A 17,319-nucleotide genomic window follows, 5' to 3' on the forward strand; every position below is an offset into this window, starting at 1 on the left:
AGGGTGTTAATTGCGCAAATGCTATATGTATTTCCCCCAGACTGATTAGGGGATTTAGAAATGTGTGAGATTAGATAGCCTTTCCCTCCGATTCCACACTGTACACACTGGAAAATAAATGTTCCAGTTCATTTCCGAAGTTATAAGTGATTTTGATTTTGCGGTTTTCATAGACTTTTATTTCGCTTATCATTTCCACCACAATGTCTCTATCCAGTGTTTCAATGTCTTTTAATTCCAAAAGCCTTTTAAGCCAAGGCGTTTCAAAAACATCTTCTGTCACATTGTCTTTCTTCTTTTCTTCCAGCGCTTCAATCTGTTTGGAGTAAAGTTCTTCTTTTTTTAGATAATCCTCTCGGTAAGAAAGAAATTCTTCTTTGGAAATCAATTCTTCTCTGTAATCTTCATATATGGATTTTTTAAGTCTTTTCACACGTTCCAATTCTGCTTTGATTTTACTAAGTTCCGTATCTGCAATCCTTTTAACTTTTGAAGCTGTGAAGCTCTGCGATTGTACTAACTCTTTTAAGTTGTCTACGCTGTCAACGATTGCTTTTAAATCACCCAGTACAATATCTTCCAACACTGCCATAGGAAGCGTATGGGGCGTACAATACTGTTTCCCGTTTCTCTTATATGTTCCACAATAAAGACTGTATGTTTTACTTCCATCTGCACGACGCCACATATTTTTTGTCATTGCCCTGCCACAATCACCGCATTTCACAAAACCAGCGAAGATATTTTTATTCGTTTCCAAATCCAACTCCCTTGTCCTTTTCTGTAAAAGAGATTGAGCCTTTTCCCATGTTGCTTTATCTATAATTGGCTCATGGGTATTTTCAACGATTATCCATTCTTCTTTTGGCATTTTCTTCTGCTTGCTTCTCATGCGCTGGTGCTTTGTTCCCTGTACCATGTTCCCCACATACATTTCCCTGTGGAGAATACTGTTGATTGTGGAATACGACCAGTACGTTGTGCTTTCCAGACGGTTACAGTTCTTGTAATTCTCACCATTGACCTTTTTATATTCTGCCGGGCACAAAATACCCTCTGCGTTCAGCAGTTTTGCGATTCTCTGTTTTCCATATCCCTGTATATATAAGGAAAAGATTCTACGGACAACATCAGCAGCGTAATCATCAATTACTAATTTGTTTTTATCAACAGGGGATTTCTTATAGCCATAACTTGTAAACGCCCCTATAAACTCACCAGCTTTTTGTTTTGATTTTACAGTTGCCTGTATTTTTTTGGAAATATCTCTTGCATACTGCTCATTGAAAATATTCTTGATTGGGAGCAGCATATCATATGCCTGTTTCATACTGTCAATACTGTCTGTTACAGAGATAAAACGCACTCCCAATTCTGGGAAATATCGCTCTAAGTATCTTCCAGTATCAATGTAATCACGCCCGAATCTTGATAAATCCTTTACAACAACGCAGTTTACCTTTCCATCTTCAATATCCGCAATCATTCTTTGGAAACTAGGTCGGTTGAAATTTGTTCCCGAATAACCATCATCAACGTATACGTCGTACAAAATAAAATCATCTTTTTTCGCAACATACTCTGTTAAGAGTTTTCTCTGATTTCCTACACTATCGCTTTCTTCCTTATCACCATCTTCTCTTGATAATCTGATATAAATTGCAACATTGAATAAGTTCAATACCTTTTGAAGTTTCATATATCCACCCATTCAACTGTCGCCCTATCTATAATAAGATTATACCACGCTTTACCGCAAAAAACAGCCGTTTTCTGTGGATTTACCATTACCAGACTACCCATTTTGAGCCTTATTATTAAGGTGAGATTTGATGATACGGACAAGCAATTCCTCTATGGTAAATTTTGACAAAAATTCTCTTTCCACTGTATATTGGATTGGTTCTTTCTTTTCCAAACTTTATCGCCCTCCTTGTTTCAGCTATCTATTCTCAACATACGCAAACAGGCTTATCCAATATACCTGCCTGCGCTGCTTTTTCTCAATAATCAAATGGCTCTGGCAAGCTCCACAGGACTTTCACCTTTCCCATTCTGATGGGCGAATCGTGTCATACGGGTGTATCATTATTCTGATATACAGGTCATGGCAACAACCTTTCCAACAGTTGTTCACAGATCACTGGCGTGGTCGCTCACCTGTTTTCCCTCCTTTCGCGGGTCATAGCGTTCCAGTCTGTCGGCTCACTGCATATCAAACGTATTTGATTATTGTATTCAGTTGTCAAAGAACTCCCGACTGTATTTGCCAGTCTATGAAAATCCACTACCTAGCTAATGGACTTTCATAGATTGACAAGCGGAGCAGAGGAAAGGGGAAATGCTCCGCCCGTCAGAATGATTAGATTACGACAATCTCAAAGTTTGCAATCATATCCATGACCGCCGCCTGTATTCTGCCTTTTAATTCAGAATCCACCACCATGTAGACATTACCGTATTCGTCATACAATTTGCGTAAGCTCAACTTTGATATGTATCCGTCATAGAAATCTAAAATTTCCTGTATTGCAGCTTCATCACCATTGGTAGCCGCCACAATCACAGCAAACGGTATATGTTTTTGGTCTTTATCCATGCTATTCCTCCTCCATCATTTTTCGTAATTCTTCCAGAGTGCTTGTCCTGTGACGGTATACAGTGGTGCGTACCACGTTCATAAGCTCTCCGATTTCTGCGTCAGACATATCCATAAAGTAGGACAACAAAATGATATTGCGTTTTCTCTCTGGTAAACATTTGAGCGCTTTGCTTAACTGGTCGTCCGATACTTGTACTTCCATGCCAAGAACATTAAACGCTGTATAATCGCTGGAATATCTGTCATAAACGCCTGCTTTGTTCAATTCCAAATCTGAAATTTCAGAGAATGGAACTTCATGTTTCAAGCGTCTTGAAATATCACGGTTATACTTCATTGCTGCTCTTTTTATGACTTTCTTTGTAAGGCAATCAAACTGTGCTTGAATAGCCTGTTGGAAAGAAGATGACTTCATGCTGATTCACCTCCTTTCTGCGTGAGAGTAGATGAGGTTGTTTTCCCTCTATCCCCCTTTCCGCACAGTAGCTACCCACGCAGCAGCTATTTGTTGCGCTTTCAGAAAAGATTTTGAAAAATTTTTTAGGCAGCAAAAAAAGCACAAGAGCATAAAAGAAATGCTGTTCTTGTGCTTTTAAAATTATTCCTGCTATGTAATGTGAAAAACCATATTCAAGAGTATATTGCGCCGCTTTGAAAGCTAATATTTTTTTGACAATAACAGATATGTTGAAGATTGTCGATTACACAGGTTTTTCAATGCGGCTACCTCCCAGAGCCGCTAAACCAAACCAATATGCTATTTTTCATTGTTGGAAAAAGAAAAAGGCGGCTTTCCAAACCGCCATTTAAGTAAAGATATTTTTTGACACGCAAAAATGATACTGTTAATAACGGTTTTTTTTATTTACCGCTTAACAGTAATTTTCTTCTTTTGATACGCATAACAGGAACTAATAAACCATACTATACGTTTTTCTATACCTGTTAGAAAATCAACAGGAACTGTAGAATATAGTGAGGTGATTATATATGCGTAAAAAGGAAGATAAATACGATTTTAGAGCCTTTGGTCTTACAATCAAAGCAGCTCGCAAAAAACAAAACTTAACCCGTGAGCAAGTGGGAGCAATGATTGAGATTGACCCACGTTATCTGACAAATATTGAGAACAAAGGGCAGCACCCAAGTTTACAGGTGTTCTATGACCTTGTATCATTACTTAATATTTCGGTTGATGAGTTTTTCCTGCCTGCGTCTGATCTGGATAAAAGCACCAGAAGACGACAGTTGGAAAAGCAGCTTGATAGCCTTTCTGATAAGGATTTAGTTATCATGGAAAGTGTTGCTGACGGAATCATCAAGTCTAAGGAAGTGGAGGACGAGTAATCCTCCACTTTTTAACCCTAAATAAAATAAGCCGATAACCCAAGATAAAACTATTCTCGGTGTTATCGGCTCTGCGTCTGTGCGTCTGGCTCTTTGATTACTATTATTTGTAGATTTTTGGCTTCTATTAAGGCTTCCTGTTTACATTTCGGACAATAGAGTGGATAATTTTTTAAAACCGTATCTTCTCTAATTCTGTCACGGGTTTTGTTACCACAAACAGGGCAGCGTATCCATTCCGTTTTTTTCATCATTACCTCCACTTTGCTATTTCTTTCTGTTTTTCCATGCCTTATAAATCAAATTGGCAATGGGGAACAACACACAAATGACTATAAACCATTCTGGGAAACGTGGCATATCCTATATCCCCTTTCTCTAATGAATTTGCATAAACACAGCTATAAGTATGCTGCCTACACCAATTAAAAATCCTATAATAATTCGTTTTACTGAATAACTGTATATTTTGTCTGGCTGGTTTCGGTCATATCGGATGGGAATATGCGTTCCTATATCGGAGGCAAGAGAAACCTGTATGCGATTTTTTGACACAATTCGCTTGCCATTTACCAGATAGGAAACCTCTGCCAGTTTCGCATTACGCCATTTTTCGTTTGTCGGATTTGTAGACTTTATTGAAACAATCGTTCCATCTGTTTTCATTGTCTTTTCATGTTTCAAGGCAAACAAAATACAATTAAACAAGGCGAAAGTAAACGATACTCCTGCTATCAAATACAAAATAATTACATCATGTTCCATACGATACCTCCTATGCCAAATCGCTCTTTTCAAAAAACTTAATTGACAGAATAGCGGATATTGAAAAAATGACAAGACTAATTATAATACCAAAAACAATGAGCATTGTTGTGGAAACAGTATTTAAGAAATCAAACTTTATCTTATTTTCTGGTTTAAACAGAGCTGCAAACAAAATAGGGGATGCCATAATAACTAAGACAAAGACAAATTTTGTTTTTTCATATCCCAGTTTATATAAAGCAGGAAAATAAACAGATAAAAATGCAGTGACCATAAAAAAAATGATAACCGCCATCCTAATATCAAACGTTCCCAGTTTTGGAAAAATAAGTGTGTCAATTCCAAAAATCAAACAGCATACCGCATAAATAACCAGACAAAATAAATATTTTGAAAGCACAATCAGCCTACGGGGATATGGCGTTGCACAAAGCAGAGTAGTTGCTTTCGGATATTGATGTTCCTTTAAGGAAACATATTGTGTCAACATGAAAATACTGAAAATAATAGTAAGTGTGAAACCCATAGCTCCAGCCGCTTCAGGTGTACGCCAAAGCATAATAGGCGGAATTAAAAAGGATACAATAAGCATAATACCCACATATTTCTTTACAATTAGAAAATCTTTTTTTACTAAGCTAAATAACATTCTTTTTTCTCCTTTCCACATTCGCAAGCATAATGTCTTCAATCGTTGGTCGTTCTATAAGAACATCCTGCATACATTCCATAACAACAGAAGCCTGTTTTGTAATTCCCGTAAAATTAAATGCACTTTCTTCTGTGCAAAGAAACATCTTTCGTGTATCTGAATTCAGTTTCTCTGCACTTCCTTTTATAATTCGATAGCTGTCAAGCAACTGGTCTTTTTCTTCTTGAAAAACAATCTGCCCACTATCAATCATAATCAGCATGTCTGCAATTTTATCTAAATCAGAAGTAATATGCGTAGAAAAAAATACACCTTTCCCATCTTTGTTCATATAATCTTTTAATATATCCAAAAGTTGGCTTCGTACCAGTGGGTCAAGTCCGCTTGTCGGTTCGTCCATAATAAGCAGCTCCGCTTTATGGGAAAGAGCCAATGCCAAAGCATATTTCATACGCATACCTTTCGACAGTGTATTGATTTTTTGCTTTGGGTTAAGCTCGAATCGTTCTAAGTAATCAATAAAATCTTGTTCACACCAGTTTTTGTAAGCAGGTGCTATGACGCTTTTCATTTCTGAAATGGTTAATTCATCATAAAAACAACCATCATCAAGCACTATACCGATACGGTCTTTTATTTCGCTTTCATTTCCCTTTATGTCCATACCAAAAAAATTTATTTTCCCCGACACATTGTTGGTAAGCCCTAAAATACTTCGTAGAGTGGTTGTCTTACCTGCCCCGTTGATTCCCACAAATCCAGTGATACATCCCTCTGGTAAATAGAATGAAATGTCCTTCAAGGAAAAATCATCGTAATTTTTATTGATTCCAGATACTTCTAAAATATTGTTCATTCAGTTTCCCTCCTCATATAGAATATCCATCATGGCATTTAATTCCTCTTTGCTGATATTTAGTGATTTAGCTGTCTGTATCATATCAAGCATTTTTTTCTCTACAAGTCGCCGTTTGGACTCCCTTAATAATTCAATATTACTTGTAGAAACAAAAGTTCCGATACCGACTTGACTTGTAATAAATCCCTCTTTTTCCAATTCATCATATACCCTCCGTATTGTTAGGACGCTGACTTTTAAATCATTTGCAAAGGAACGGATAGACGGAAGAGCGTCGCCCTCCACTAATTCCTCTCTTAAGATAGCGTCTTTTATCTGGTCTTTGATTTGCTGGTAAAGAGGATTTTCAGATGTATTAGATATTACTATCTTCAAATGTCTTTCCTCCTTTAGTGTGATGTTTACTCATACACATTATATACACGCATCACTTATATGTCAATATTCTTTCTGATTTTTCTGGAACTAATCTTCCAAATTAAGAATGGCATTTTTTTCGTAGTACAATAAGCAAAAAAATTAAGCGTGCATGAAAATGATTAAAGGGGAACGGTTCTTAATATCCATTCCCCATCTTCATTATTTTACAATCTGCCAGTTGCTATCTTTTTCCAGTATCAAATCAAACTGTGAAATCTGTGTTGCCTTTGTCCTCTGGTCGAGGTATTTCACTGATACGGACACTTTCACCTGTTCCCCATCTTGTGTATAGATAGGATTTACCAGCTCCGAGAACACATAATCACAGTTGACAGGTTCAAGCACATTCCCCGATACATAGTAGGCAAGCTCTTTTTCTGTTGCGGTAGGGTACAGCTTGAAGAATGTTTCCAAAAACTCTGTCACTTCTTCCGTAGTGGCAGCGTCCACCGTTCCGTCTGCTTCTTTGACTTTTGGTTCATAGCCGGATTTGGTCGGTATGCTGCTGATGGTCGGATTCTGTGTAATCACCATGTTTCTGTCACCATCTACATGAACCACTACCATATAAGCGGAAGTATAGCCGATAGAGGTTTCTCCCTCCGTTACCGTCTGATCTACCGAGTAGACAACGGTAAAGTCGTCCGTTCCAGCTGCTTCAACTTCCCAAATCTTAACGTCCGTGACTGTTGAGCTTGTAGGTATATCCTGTCGTACCGTATCGACATTCAAATCCTGCAAGCTCTTTGTTAGATAGTTGTTGATGGCTGCGGTTCTTTTCTCAATGGATTCCTGCGTGTTGCTCCAAGAATAGTAGGACTTCGCAAAGGCTTTTACAAAGTTCTCTATCTTGTTGGTATCAATGATACGCTGTTCAATGACTTCTTTCTCATGTACCGTGTGCATATCAATGGCGGTGAAATTCTTATACACCCCGAAGCTGATACTGGCAATCAGTACCAGCCATAAGGCAATCACGGTTTTCTTATGCGTGCCGACTTTCATCACAGGCACTTTTTTCTCTTTTTTAGGTTTCGATTCCTTATCCTTTTTCTTAAATAACATAGCACCATTCCTTTCTTATTTGGTTTTCACCCGTCCGGCACCAATCAAGTGTTGCTGCCAGTACGAACTTGTTAAATCTACATATCCGATAGGGTCGCCAGCGTGATACATTCTGTTGTTTCCTGCGTATATCCCGACGTGCGTGACGTAGGTTCCGGCATTATAGGTCGAGTGGAAGAACACCAAGTCACCAGCCTTTGCCTGTGACAGAGGTATGTGCTGCGTAGCGTCATACTGTGCCTGTGCGGTACGAGGTAAGCTGATACCAGCTTTCGCATAGCACCATTGAACCAATCCCGAACAGTCAAAAGAAGTGTTGGGATTGCTGCCGCCATACACATATTTCCAGCCTTGATACTTCAACGCTTCATTGAAGATTGCCTGTGCGGTTGCGTCACTGAAACTAGGCACAGCCAAATACTGACTGACTAACTTTACATAGAACATATTCCCGTACTTGTAACGCCAGCCGCCATTTTCTTTTATGGAAATCTCATTCTTATAGGTGACTTTGACACCGCCGGATTTATCCTTTGCGAAGCTGACCGCCAGCTCAAAGGTGTACTTTTTCCCATGACTGGAAACATAATCAATGAAGCCGCCGCCATAGTTATAGGACTGTACCACTGTGTTGATGTCACAGCCTTTTGCTTCTGCGGATTTCAAAAGCTCCGAGAAGTATTTACACCCCTGCTTGATGGAATCCTCCACAGACAAGGAATTAAGCGGCAGACCAAGTGATTCACTGGCTTGCATAACGTCTGTCGTGCCAGTGCCGCCGGATTCCACCTGCATAATCGCAAGCAGATAGTTCACATAGTCAGAGATTCCGTATTCCTTTGCGTATTTTTCTACCGTAGGCTGATGTTTCAAGACTTCTTGTGACAAATTCAGTCCAGAAAAATCAAAGCTGGGAGAACCGCTTTCTTCATCATCTGCGGTCACGATAAACAGGAACAGAAGCAGACAGATAATCACCGTGAAAATCCCACCGAACACATCGAAATGCCTTAACTTCATTTCTTGCCGCCTTTCTTACTGGTAGATTTCTTCATTGTTGATTGATTTGTGGTCTTTTTCTGAACCGTCTTTGTCTGCTTCTGACGTTGTACCGTTTGTCTTGAGGTATCTGTGGCAGCTTGTGAATGTTTATTTACTGCTGATGAAGTCTGCTTATCTGCCGGACAGGATTCTCTGACAACCTGCGTTCTCACATTCTCCTGTGATTTTGTTACAGGCTCTTTAATCTTGCTTGACTGCGGTTGCTCCTTTGTCACCGTGACAGGACGCTCCTTGACGTTCTGCTCTGGCTTTGAAGCTACCGCCTGTGAATCCGATTTTACAGGAACAGGCGTTGTTGCTGGTCGCTCATGCACTGGGGCAGCTCCTTTTGTCGCTGATCCGTTGCCTTGTCGCTCCTGTTTCTGTGTTTCCTGCTTGTCCTGTTCATTACCTACAATCGGACGTTGCGGATTCTGTCTTTCTGATTGTGGCTGCTGCGATACCGATTTTTTATCCACGATTCCACGTTTTGAAGTGGATTGCATTTCCTGTGTCTGGTTCGTAGAGCTGCTATGTACTGTCGATTGTGAAGAATCTTTTTGATTCATCTTATCGGACAGAGCAGGCGGCTTTCCGTTACCTCCACCAGAAGCAGAAGTATTGTGATTTGCTCTCGTATGTGTGTTACCTGTCTGTTTGGTACTGTCTGCCTTTTTCGTAGAAGCAGAAGCCGCAGCAGCACCAGCTACACCGCCAGCAGCACCAGCCGCAACGGTTCTTCCGATTTTACGCTCCAAGCGTCTTGCCCTGCGGTTAAGGAACATATACGGGTGTCGCATGATTCGTCTGCTGACTTGCTGTGTATCAGAAGATTGCAGACTGAACATTGCCATCAAATCACCCAATTTAAAATAGATTCCGGCAAAGGTGACTATCTGTAGAAATGCCACCATGAAAAACGGATAGCCGGAGGAAATAGAGTAAAACATAGTTGAGATACTAAAGGCTGTGGTGATAATCAGCGTGATTCCAGCCCTCATCATAATGGTGTTGAACAGCTTTGTAAGAGCCTTTTTTGCCATACCCTCATAAGTCGGTATCATGGATAAAATGAAACTTATCGGCAGAAACATGGCGTAAATGATAAATAGCACCTGCGAGAAAATCATCATGCCGGTAAGCAGAAAGACAAACGCTGTAATACCGATATTGAAGATAAACAGGAACACCACCATACCAAGACGGGTCATAGTCTTTGTGACACTTAAATAGTCGTTGTCCTTATCTTCGATTTCCTCAATCACAACGTCCTCTCTGTCGTCTGTGTCCGGACTTTCCGATAACAGGCTTTCTACACGGTCAGAACCGAGCGTTTCTATATCCGATTCCCCGTACTGTAAAAGCAGCCACGGTTGTTTCACTTGTATGGAAAACAGGCTATCCCTTATCAAATCCACACTGTCTTTTCCTTTGCTATTGGAATCGGGCAGCACGATTTTTGTACCGAGCGATAATGCCGAGCTGCTTATATCTGCGGAAAAGTCATTGATTTTGCTGATATAGTTTGGGGCATAGGCAATAAAAGAAGCGGATAACAGGAACACCACAAGAAAGTTGATAACTGCGTGAATAGCTTTTGTGGTTTCTCTTTTTAACAGTCCTGTGTATGCCACATAGATTCCCATTACCAGAATCAGAAGTAAAAAGAATCCCACATAAAATCCCTCGCTGGAAAATCCGTTTTGCGTCACGCCAGCCAGCGTTTGAATGTTCTTTCCGATAGAGCTTGCGGTATCAGAGATAAAGTCTAGCTTGTAGGCTTCCTGTACCACATAGCCTGTCGCATTGGAGATATAAAGGCTCACCGTCCAGACAAAGTTTGTGATAGCGTACAAGCCATACTGAATACTTTTCCCAATCCCATCAAGCCAGTTCCACGGTAGCCAATCCCAAGAGCTGTCAACGTAAAAGTCAAGCTGATAGTTTTCCAACGGATATTTAGAGTAGGCGTTGCTGTCGCTCACCGTATTATCTACCAGTCCAGCCGCATAAGCCACTGTGCCTGTGATGGATAAAATCACCAGCACGCCGAGAATCACCGCAAGAGTAATGAGCAGCCAGCGAATTATCTTTTTCTTACGCATAGGCTTCACCTCGTTTCTTCTGTCTGTACTGGCGGTCTGGTATCAAAGGCATGGAACAGGTCAGAGAATACAGGGTGAATCTGGATAACGCCCACACGCCCGTATAAATCTTGAAACAGGCATTGCCCGTTTTCCAAATCCCTAAGTCTTTTCTGGTTGCCCTCGTCCTCCTTATCCACACCGAAAAATTCAAGGGTATTCTTGATTTCTTTTATATCCGTGCTACGAAAGGCAAATTTCAAGCCGATATTGTTCTTCATCTTTTCGTCGTCCACATCACCAGAGTTTTGCGTGACGAAGTAAACAGCAGCGTTCATGGAACGTCCGGCACGAATCAGCTTGTTAGACAGTGCTTTCCCCTGTGCTACCTGTAGGAACGTCCACGCTTCGTCCAAGTCCACCATCTTGAAAATACTCCTGTCGGAATGGATAAAATCAAGGGCAAAGGTACTGATAACGATAAGCATTGCCACAGAAAGCAGCTCCATTGTGGTGTATTCTTCAAACTTTGTATCCTTATCCGGCAGTACAAGGTCTGCCACCTGTATGATATTTAACTGTCGGTCTAAACTAATAGATTGCTCCACATCACCGTCCGAGAACAAAAGGTGTGCAAAGTCATAATCGGTCATGCTCTCGATATGGTCTGCGATACTCCCTGCCACGGAAGAACCGTCTTTCCTCAATTCATCAATAACACGGAGTAGTCCTCGTTTTTTGCTCTGTGTTACAGAACGGATTGCACGCCTTAATACAGGGAACTTCTCACCATCACGGGAAGAAATACCCGTAAGGAATGTCAAAATATCAATCGCCAGACTTTCAGCGTCCTTTGTTCGCTTCATAATCACATACGGGTCAAGAAGTCCTCTGTTCTTGTCCTCACTGGTGAGATTAACTATCTTGATTTCCTGTGCAATATCGGGTAACGTTTCCTGCCAGTTGCCACGCTCTGATTTTGGGTCTACAATGACCGCTTTCCCTCCAAACAGCACCGCATAATAGATAATTAGGTTGTTACAGAATGACTTTCCACCGCCAAGCGAACCGAGGAACGCCGCCGCAAGAGCATTTGTTACCGAACCTTTTACGCCCTGTGCCGCAAGGCTAGGTTTTAAGTACACATTTTTTCCAGTGTCGAGATTGTAACCGATATAGATACCGTCCGTTTCTCCAAGCTGCTGTGTCGCACCGAAGCCAAGTCCGGCGAGAAAGTCACTGGTAACATACTGGATATAATCATTGATGTAACGCTTGCTGGACGGGATAAATTCACCATGAAGACCAAGCATATCCCCAAAAGGACGCACTAACTTGACGTTCAAATCATCATAGAAGTCTTTGACTTCATCACAGCGTCTTTTCAACTCGTCCAAAGAATCCGCAGCTACACGGATAACGTAAGATAATTTATACATGGATTCCTTTGACTGGTCGAGATTGGTTTCCAACTCATTCACCGAATCCAAAGCGTCCATGACGTTACTTCCCGTTTCGTTGTTGGATTCCCACGCATGGTTATCCAAGTCTTTCAATTCTTTCTTTTTGTTCCTAACAGTCGTCAGAGCCTTTTTGTTGGTGACGATTTCCACATTCATAGAAGTGGAAACAGGGAACGTGAATTGCTGTTGCTGGTAATAAAATATCTCGCTTGACGGGAAATCCAGCTCACCCACGATATTGTTAATCGTGAAGTAGGCAACAAAAGTTGTCTGATCTTCACGCTCAATCTTTAGGTATCGCTGGTTTTCCTCTATCATGCAGCGTGTCGGACGGATGAGGTCATATCGCTTCACCAGCGTTTCACGTTTTAACTTCTTGACTGGCAGCTCATAGGAATAATCACTGTAGGCAACGCCTGTATTCCCGTAGATATGTTCTAAGAGATAGCCGAAGTCGTTCTTATCCAGCCTGCGGAACTGAAAGCGGCGTGAGATTTTGCTTTCCAAGAGCTTTTCCATCTTTAGGAAACGGTTGATTTCATCATTGTTCATGGAAACAAAGTCACCCATCAGCTTGTGATTGACTTCATAGATAAAATCCGTAAAGGTCATAGCCGCTGATTTTTGCATACCCTTGAAACTGATTTCTTCCTCATTCACCAGCAGCTTGAATCCAAGAAAAAAGCGATAGTCAATCTGATTTTCCCCAATTATTTCAACCAACGCTTCTGTCTGTTCGTCTACTTTTTTACAGGCAATCTCTTTTAATCTGCCTGTGATTCCTTTTTTGGAACGCTCCTGTACCGCACGCAGGCTGTCCTCTGTGGCAATCTGTAGGGCATGGATTTTTCCGTCACGGTTCTGGGCAATAAGCTGACGGAAGTTGTCATGCACCATGTACTTTTCTTCTGGTGACAGGAACGAATAATTGTAAGGTGTCAGCTCATAGTAGGCAAAGCACTCACCGTCATGGTTGAACACCAGATTGTTTTCGATATATTTAATCGGGAACATACATCACACTCCTAACTGTCGTAATAACGGGATTGAATCTTTCCTTTTTCAGTCTGATTGCTTTTCCGGCATAGGTCACTTTTGGACGTAAGGCAAAGGTGACAGCCGATTTCAGGAATCCAAAAGGCTTCTTTCCGTCAAAGGTCTTTTGCGATACGAACCAAGTGAACGCCACAGGGATTCCAAAGTATTTGAGGAACGCACCGTCAATCATGTTAAAGGGCGGAAGCTCCCCAAAGAGAATCACCACGAACAGCGACACCACAAACCAAGCCATCTGGCTGAACGTGACAGGGAACGGGAGCTGAAAGTCGTTAATTGCGTAAATGACTTTCTCTACGCTCCATATGCTTGTATAGCTTTTGATTTTCTTCAATTTTCACAGCTCCTTTCTGTTCTAAAATGGAAACAGCAGCCTATCTTTCAAGGCTGCTGCAAAAAAATAACCAGTGTCATTTCACTGGCAGATAGTAAAATATTCAGTTGTCGTTACCAGCCGATTTCATAAACACCGTGATTCGTTTCTATGAATGTGCCGGAGGTATAGAGGTTATTCCCATAGCCTTCAAAATCTATGTAATCCCTCAATTCTTCTGGTACAGCGTCCATTGTTCCACTTTCATACAGAAAATACTCTGCCACATCTGCCATATCCTCACAGTCTGGATAGTGAAAGATACGGTCTTTATTGTCGTACAGTTCTTCGATACTTCCAAAATGACCGACCATCTCGCTCAATTCGTCCTGTATATTCTCTGGTAAATCTTCCACCATTTCACACATACGGTTGACTTCCTCAATGGGCGTGTACTCGTCAATCTCAAAGGGCAGCTCATAATCATGGATAGCGTATTCTTCGTACCTGTCATTCAAGCCGATACGTTCTGCCATCTCGTCATAATCAACGGGCGGCGTAAACCACGCACCCACAAGCTCACCCTCATTGTATTTCCCAAGATTGGCGATATAGATTCGCATTTCTTCGATACCACATCACCCCTTTACTGATAGCGGAACACGCCGCTTGTGGTAAATAAGTATCTGTCGTCCATTTCCAACTCACTACCATAGGAATGATAATCTATGTGCTTTTGCAGTTCGTGAGGAATCTCACCGAAAACATACTCCTCACAGATAAGATATTCTGCCAGAGCCGCACCGTCACCCACATCATAGTAGCGTATCTCGTCCTTATGGTCGATAAATTCCTCGAAACTGGAAAACCATTTCTGCTGAATGGCTTTCATTTCATTGCCGATAGGCGTACCCTCCAATTCAAGAACCATGCGGCAGTTGGCATTGATTTCCCAAAGCGGCGTATCGCTGTGTAAATCAAAAGGCAGCTCATAATCAGCAATCTCAAACTGTTCTTCATGCTCCACGCCGAGTTTTTCCTTGACTTCCTCAAAGTCCACAGGACAGTTGAACCAGTCGCCAGAATAACCGTCGTCCTCATCATGGTAAGGCCTTGTATTGTTTAACAGGTAGATTCGCATTTCCTGCATGTTCTGTCACTTCCTTTCATTTCCAGTATTCCCATTATAACAGCATAATCTACACCGAACATATAATGAGAAAATTTTTCTAACTGTTCTTTAGGATATTTAAGCGGTAGCTGTCGTTTGATTTCTTCCCACACCTCACGTTTGCGGTAAGGCAGGTCGGAAACATCATTACAGCCGATATAATCTTTCATATCCTCAAAAATATCTGTTTTCATGTTGTCCTCCAATCTAAAAATTTTGCATAAAAAAAGCAGCAAACCTATTATGATTTACTGCTAATTCATTTTAATAAAATTTTTGCCTTAATTCATCATCATTGTTAATTCTCTGAATAACCCACGGTTGCAAAAAGAATTGAATTTGAGGGTCTAACATATCTACCAAATGAGTTTGTCCTGCTGGTGTAATAATTTGCAGGTGTTGTAACTCAATTACCAATCCATTATTATAAGGAAGTGGCAATGTATGTGTTGGTTCATTGATAAACTCCCGAATCACAATAACTTGTTCTGGTGTCATTCTTTTAAGATATTTTGTTTGTGCTTCAACCAATTTTTTTGATGAATGCTTATCATAAAAGTAATGATATATTTTACTAACTATAAGAACTATTAGTATAGCAGTTGAAACGACAAAAATAATACCTATTGTAAATCCATATTTATCACGAAACTCTGTCATATATAGCCTTTTAGCCAACTGGTCTGGCAATAGTAATAATGCTCCGCTTGCAATAGACAAAGCTCCTAGAATATTAGGCGGTAATTTTAAGAAATCAATAAAATCTTTCATAATCATTCCTCCGCAATTCATTAAATTACAACAAATTATAACATCTTGCGGAGGATATAACAATATGATTACGCCCCGATAATCTTATTGAATAACTGTAACAGTACGTCTTTCACGCCAGTGGCATTGAATACCAGACCGACAGCGATTAAGGCAATCACCAGAAAGCCAATAAGTTTGGAAAACTCACGCTTGAAACCGAGATACACCCCGATAACAGCGATTGCCATAAGCACAAGTGACTGTGCATTGGATAAAAACCAGTTGTATAAGTTCAGTCCGAAATTCATTATTTCTCACCTCTTTTCCATGTTTCCATATCTCTGTCAAACTGGCTGCTAGCCCGTACCAGACACATTGTAACCACTCCGATACCTGCACCAAGAGATACTAAAAATAAATCAAATAAGATATGCTTCATGTTGTCAATCCTCCGTTTCTGTAATCATTTCCTCCGTAGAGGTTGTCTGCTGTTCAATCAGCTTTTTGTGACGCTCCGTAAGTTTCGCATGGTCTAAAATGTCTTTGAGATAAGTCGTGCCATTTTTACTGTCAATCTTCTCTAAGACTTTCCAAGTGGGAGCGACCTGTCTGCTTATCCAGTTGAGTGTCCTCGTGAGCGTGTAAGGCTCTGGTTTGGTCGTCAGTTTCAAACGCCCACGATCAGAGCCAATAAAATACGCCCATTTCTCATTGGTCTGCCATTCGCTGCGTCTTTTCTCCACCTCCCTGTCAGCGAACCGCATATAACGGTTGATAATATCAAAAGCGGTACGCTCTGCGTCATGGTAGGTCAGCAGGTCACGCACCGCATAATAGGCTCGCTCATTTTTCAGCCGGATTTCAAAACGGTTCTTGATTTTCGTATCTTCAATCGGAATATCGTATTTCACATACTGCTCATAGTCCTTTTCATAGATACAGAAATAAACCTCCGATTTGAGTGAACCGATATAAAGCGTATTTCCCATTCCGTATCTGTCCTGTTCATTGCTTCTCACCAGCTCACCGCTGCGGTAACTCTTGAAGCTGCGGAATACGGAAATACATTCCTCATGGTTGCATTTCTCTGTCAGCTCTGGAATATCCAAGATTCCTGCCATGTCGTTGATGGCAAGGTCAAGACGTTTCATCACACCTCCCTCCACCAGAGCGTCCATGAGAAAGTCATACCAGCTCCTATGCTGTGCCAGCAGATAGCTTTCCATCTGCCGACAGCCTTTGCCTTTCAGCTCTAATAGCGTGCCTTTTTCCTTATCGGGTGATGTCAGCACGAACACATCACCAAGCACATAATGTTCCGCATAGGAGTAGAACCCGTAATCCTCATGTATCATTACGTCCAGCTTTAATTGCAGAATATCCTCAACAACGTGCTTAACGTCCTGTGTGGAGAATCGGATTCTGACGTAATCCAAGACCATTTCCAACGGATTCTCTGGATTCAGCTTTTCCAGAGCGTCCGTGAATTTCCCCTTGATTTCTTCCGTCAAGGCTACTTTTCCAGATTCAATTCTGCTGACATACTCACGACTAACACCAGCCATGACCGCAAGACGATTCTGGGAAACGCCGTACTGCGTCCGTTTTTCTTTGAGTTTGTTTATCCAATCGGTATCCTTCAGTTTCAATCCCTCCCATCGAAAAAGGAATGTGACAGTTACCGATTTTGTCACACTCCCTTGAATGTTGGAAAAGTCCTCTATT

General features: G+C 41.0%; 22 protein-coding genes. 1 reads left to right on the top strand and 21 read right to left on the bottom strand.

All coding sequences use genetic code 11. The annotated features are described in order from the left end of the window. Positions 1-70: 70 nt before the first annotated feature. The 4 genes from PGS38_RS12860 to PGS38_RS12875 form a co-directional block, all read right to left on the bottom strand. On the bottom strand, positions 71-1,711 hold the full coding sequence (locus PGS38_RS12860; RefSeq protein WP_181978349.1) for a recombinase family protein: 1,641 nt from the start codon (positions 1,709-1,711) through the stop codon (positions 71-73). Positions 1,712-1,795: 84 nt separating this feature from the next. Further along, on the bottom strand, positions 1,796-1,918 hold the full coding sequence (locus PGS38_RS12865; RefSeq protein ID WP_270437975.1) for a hypothetical protein: 123 nt from the start codon (positions 1,916-1,918) through the stop codon (positions 1,796-1,798). A 444-nt stretch (positions 1,919-2,362) separates the two neighbouring features. Further along, positions 2,363-2,599 (bottom strand): helix-turn-helix domain-containing protein, encoded by a 237-nt coding sequence (locus PGS38_RS12870; protein ID WP_008393052.1) that lies wholly within the window; start codon positions 2,597-2,599, stop codon positions 2,363-2,365. A 1-nt stretch (position 2,600) separates the two neighbouring features. Then, positions 2,601-3,017: a sigma-70 family RNA polymerase sigma factor gene (locus PGS38_RS12875; RefSeq protein ID WP_117597771.1), complete on the bottom strand. Its 417-nt coding sequence runs from the start codon at positions 3,015-3,017 to the stop codon at positions 2,601-2,603. Positions 3,018-3,592: 575 nt separating this feature from the next. Here PGS38_RS12875 and PGS38_RS12880 point away from each other — a divergent pair. Further along, positions 3,593-3,949 (top strand): helix-turn-helix domain-containing protein, encoded by a 357-nt coding sequence (locus PGS38_RS12880; RefSeq protein ID WP_117597772.1) that lies wholly within the window; start codon positions 3,593-3,595, stop codon positions 3,947-3,949. 62 nt (positions 3,950-4,011) lie between these two features. Here PGS38_RS12880 and PGS38_RS12885 read toward each other — a convergent pair whose 3' ends face one another. From PGS38_RS12885 to mobT, 17 genes are all read right to left on the bottom strand, one after another. Further along, positions 4,012-4,200 (bottom strand): cysteine-rich KTR domain-containing protein, encoded by a 189-nt coding sequence (locus PGS38_RS12885; protein WP_117597773.1) that lies wholly within the window; start codon positions 4,198-4,200, stop codon positions 4,012-4,014. A 127-nt stretch (positions 4,201-4,327) separates the two neighbouring features. Beyond that, positions 4,328-4,714 (bottom strand): hypothetical protein, encoded by a 387-nt coding sequence (locus PGS38_RS12890; protein ID WP_270476363.1) that lies wholly within the window; start codon positions 4,712-4,714, stop codon positions 4,328-4,330. A 10-nt stretch (positions 4,715-4,724) separates the two neighbouring features. After that, entirely contained in the window at positions 4,725-5,366 is a 642-nt protein-coding gene (locus tag PGS38_RS12895) for an ABC-2 transporter permease (protein ID WP_117597775.1), read from the bottom strand. Beyond that, on the bottom strand, positions 5,356-6,225 hold the full coding sequence (locus PGS38_RS12900) for an ABC transporter ATP-binding protein (protein WP_117597776.1): 870 nt from the start codon (positions 6,223-6,225) through the stop codon (positions 5,356-5,358). The genes PGS38_RS12895 and PGS38_RS12900 overlap by 11 nt, the downstream gene beginning before the upstream one ends. Beyond that, positions 6,226-6,603 carry a GntR family transcriptional regulator gene (locus tag PGS38_RS12905; RefSeq protein WP_117597777.1) on the bottom strand — a complete coding sequence of 126 codons (378 nt, stop codon included), beginning with the start codon at positions 6,601-6,603 and terminating at the stop codon, positions 6,226-6,228. It lies immediately after the preceding gene. Positions 6,604-6,807: 204 nt separating this feature from the next. Next, positions 6,808-7,713, bottom strand: coding sequence for a conjugal transfer protein (locus PGS38_RS12910; RefSeq protein WP_270437980.1), 906 nt, complete (start codon positions 7,711-7,713; stop codon positions 6,808-6,810). Positions 7,714-7,728: 15 nt separating this feature from the next. Then, complete coding sequence (locus tag PGS38_RS12915) at positions 7,729-8,733, bottom strand: bifunctional lytic transglycosylase/C40 family peptidase (protein WP_118198943.1); 1,005 nt, start codon at positions 8,731-8,733, stop codon at positions 7,729-7,731. Next, the gene (locus PGS38_RS12920; protein ID WP_118198944.1) at positions 8,730-10,859 is read right to left on the bottom strand and encodes a CD3337/EF1877 family mobilome membrane protein; all 2,130 of its coding nucleotides are present in this window, start codon (positions 10,857-10,859) and stop codon (positions 8,730-8,732) included. The genes PGS38_RS12915 and PGS38_RS12920 overlap by 4 nt, the downstream gene beginning before the upstream one ends. A 5-nt stretch (positions 10,860-10,864) precedes the next feature. After that, positions 10,865-13,315 (bottom strand): conjugal transfer ATPase TcpF, encoded by a 2,451-nt coding sequence (tcpF, locus tag PGS38_RS12925; protein WP_117597781.1) that lies wholly within the window; start codon positions 13,313-13,315, stop codon positions 10,865-10,867. Beyond that, positions 13,302-13,691, bottom strand: coding sequence for a conjugal transfer protein (locus tag PGS38_RS12930; protein WP_117597782.1), 390 nt, complete (start codon positions 13,689-13,691; stop codon positions 13,302-13,304). Before PGS38_RS12930 ends, tcpF begins: the two co-directional genes overlap by 14 nt. Positions 13,692-13,804: 113 nt before the next feature. Beyond that, a complete protein-coding gene (locus PGS38_RS12935; protein WP_118198945.1) occupies positions 13,805-14,293 on the bottom strand; it encodes an antirestriction protein ArdA in 489 nt (162 codons plus the stop codon). A 23-nt stretch (positions 14,294-14,316) separates the two neighbouring features. After that, positions 14,317-14,811 (bottom strand): antirestriction protein ArdA, encoded by a 495-nt coding sequence (locus PGS38_RS12940; protein WP_165858243.1) that lies wholly within the window; start codon positions 14,809-14,811, stop codon positions 14,317-14,319. After that, a complete protein-coding gene (locus PGS38_RS12945; RefSeq protein WP_117598680.1) occupies positions 14,793-15,035 on the bottom strand; it encodes a hypothetical protein in 243 nt (80 codons plus the stop codon). Before PGS38_RS12945 ends, PGS38_RS12940 begins: the two co-directional genes overlap by 19 nt. Positions 15,036-15,105: 70 nt before the next feature. After that, positions 15,106-15,612 (bottom strand): superinfection exclusion B family protein, encoded by a 507-nt coding sequence (locus PGS38_RS12950; protein ID WP_015541085.1) that lies wholly within the window; start codon positions 15,610-15,612, stop codon positions 15,106-15,108. Positions 15,613-15,680: 68 nt separating this feature from the next. Beyond that, positions 15,681-15,902 carry a hypothetical protein gene (locus tag PGS38_RS12955; protein WP_117598681.1) on the bottom strand — a complete coding sequence of 74 codons (222 nt, stop codon included), beginning with the start codon at positions 15,900-15,902 and terminating at the stop codon, positions 15,681-15,683. Then, positions 15,902-16,033: a DUF3789 domain-containing protein gene (locus PGS38_RS12960; RefSeq protein ID WP_117598682.1), complete on the bottom strand. Its 132-nt coding sequence runs from the start codon at positions 16,031-16,033 to the stop codon at positions 15,902-15,904. The genes PGS38_RS12955 and PGS38_RS12960 overlap by 1 nt, the downstream gene beginning before the upstream one ends. 4 nt (positions 16,034-16,037) lie before the next feature. Next, positions 16,038-17,288 carry a MobT family relaxase gene (mobT, locus tag PGS38_RS12965; protein ID WP_118198949.1) on the bottom strand — a complete coding sequence of 417 codons (1,251 nt, stop codon included), beginning with the start codon at positions 17,286-17,288 and terminating at the stop codon, positions 16,038-16,040. Between the last annotated feature and the right edge of the window lie 31 nt (positions 17,289-17,319).

The sequence above is a fragment of the Fusicatenibacter saccharivorans genome, assembly GCF_027667425.1.
GTDB classification, from domain to species: domain Bacteria; phylum Bacillota; class Clostridia; order Lachnospirales; family Lachnospiraceae; genus Fusicatenibacter; species Fusicatenibacter saccharivorans.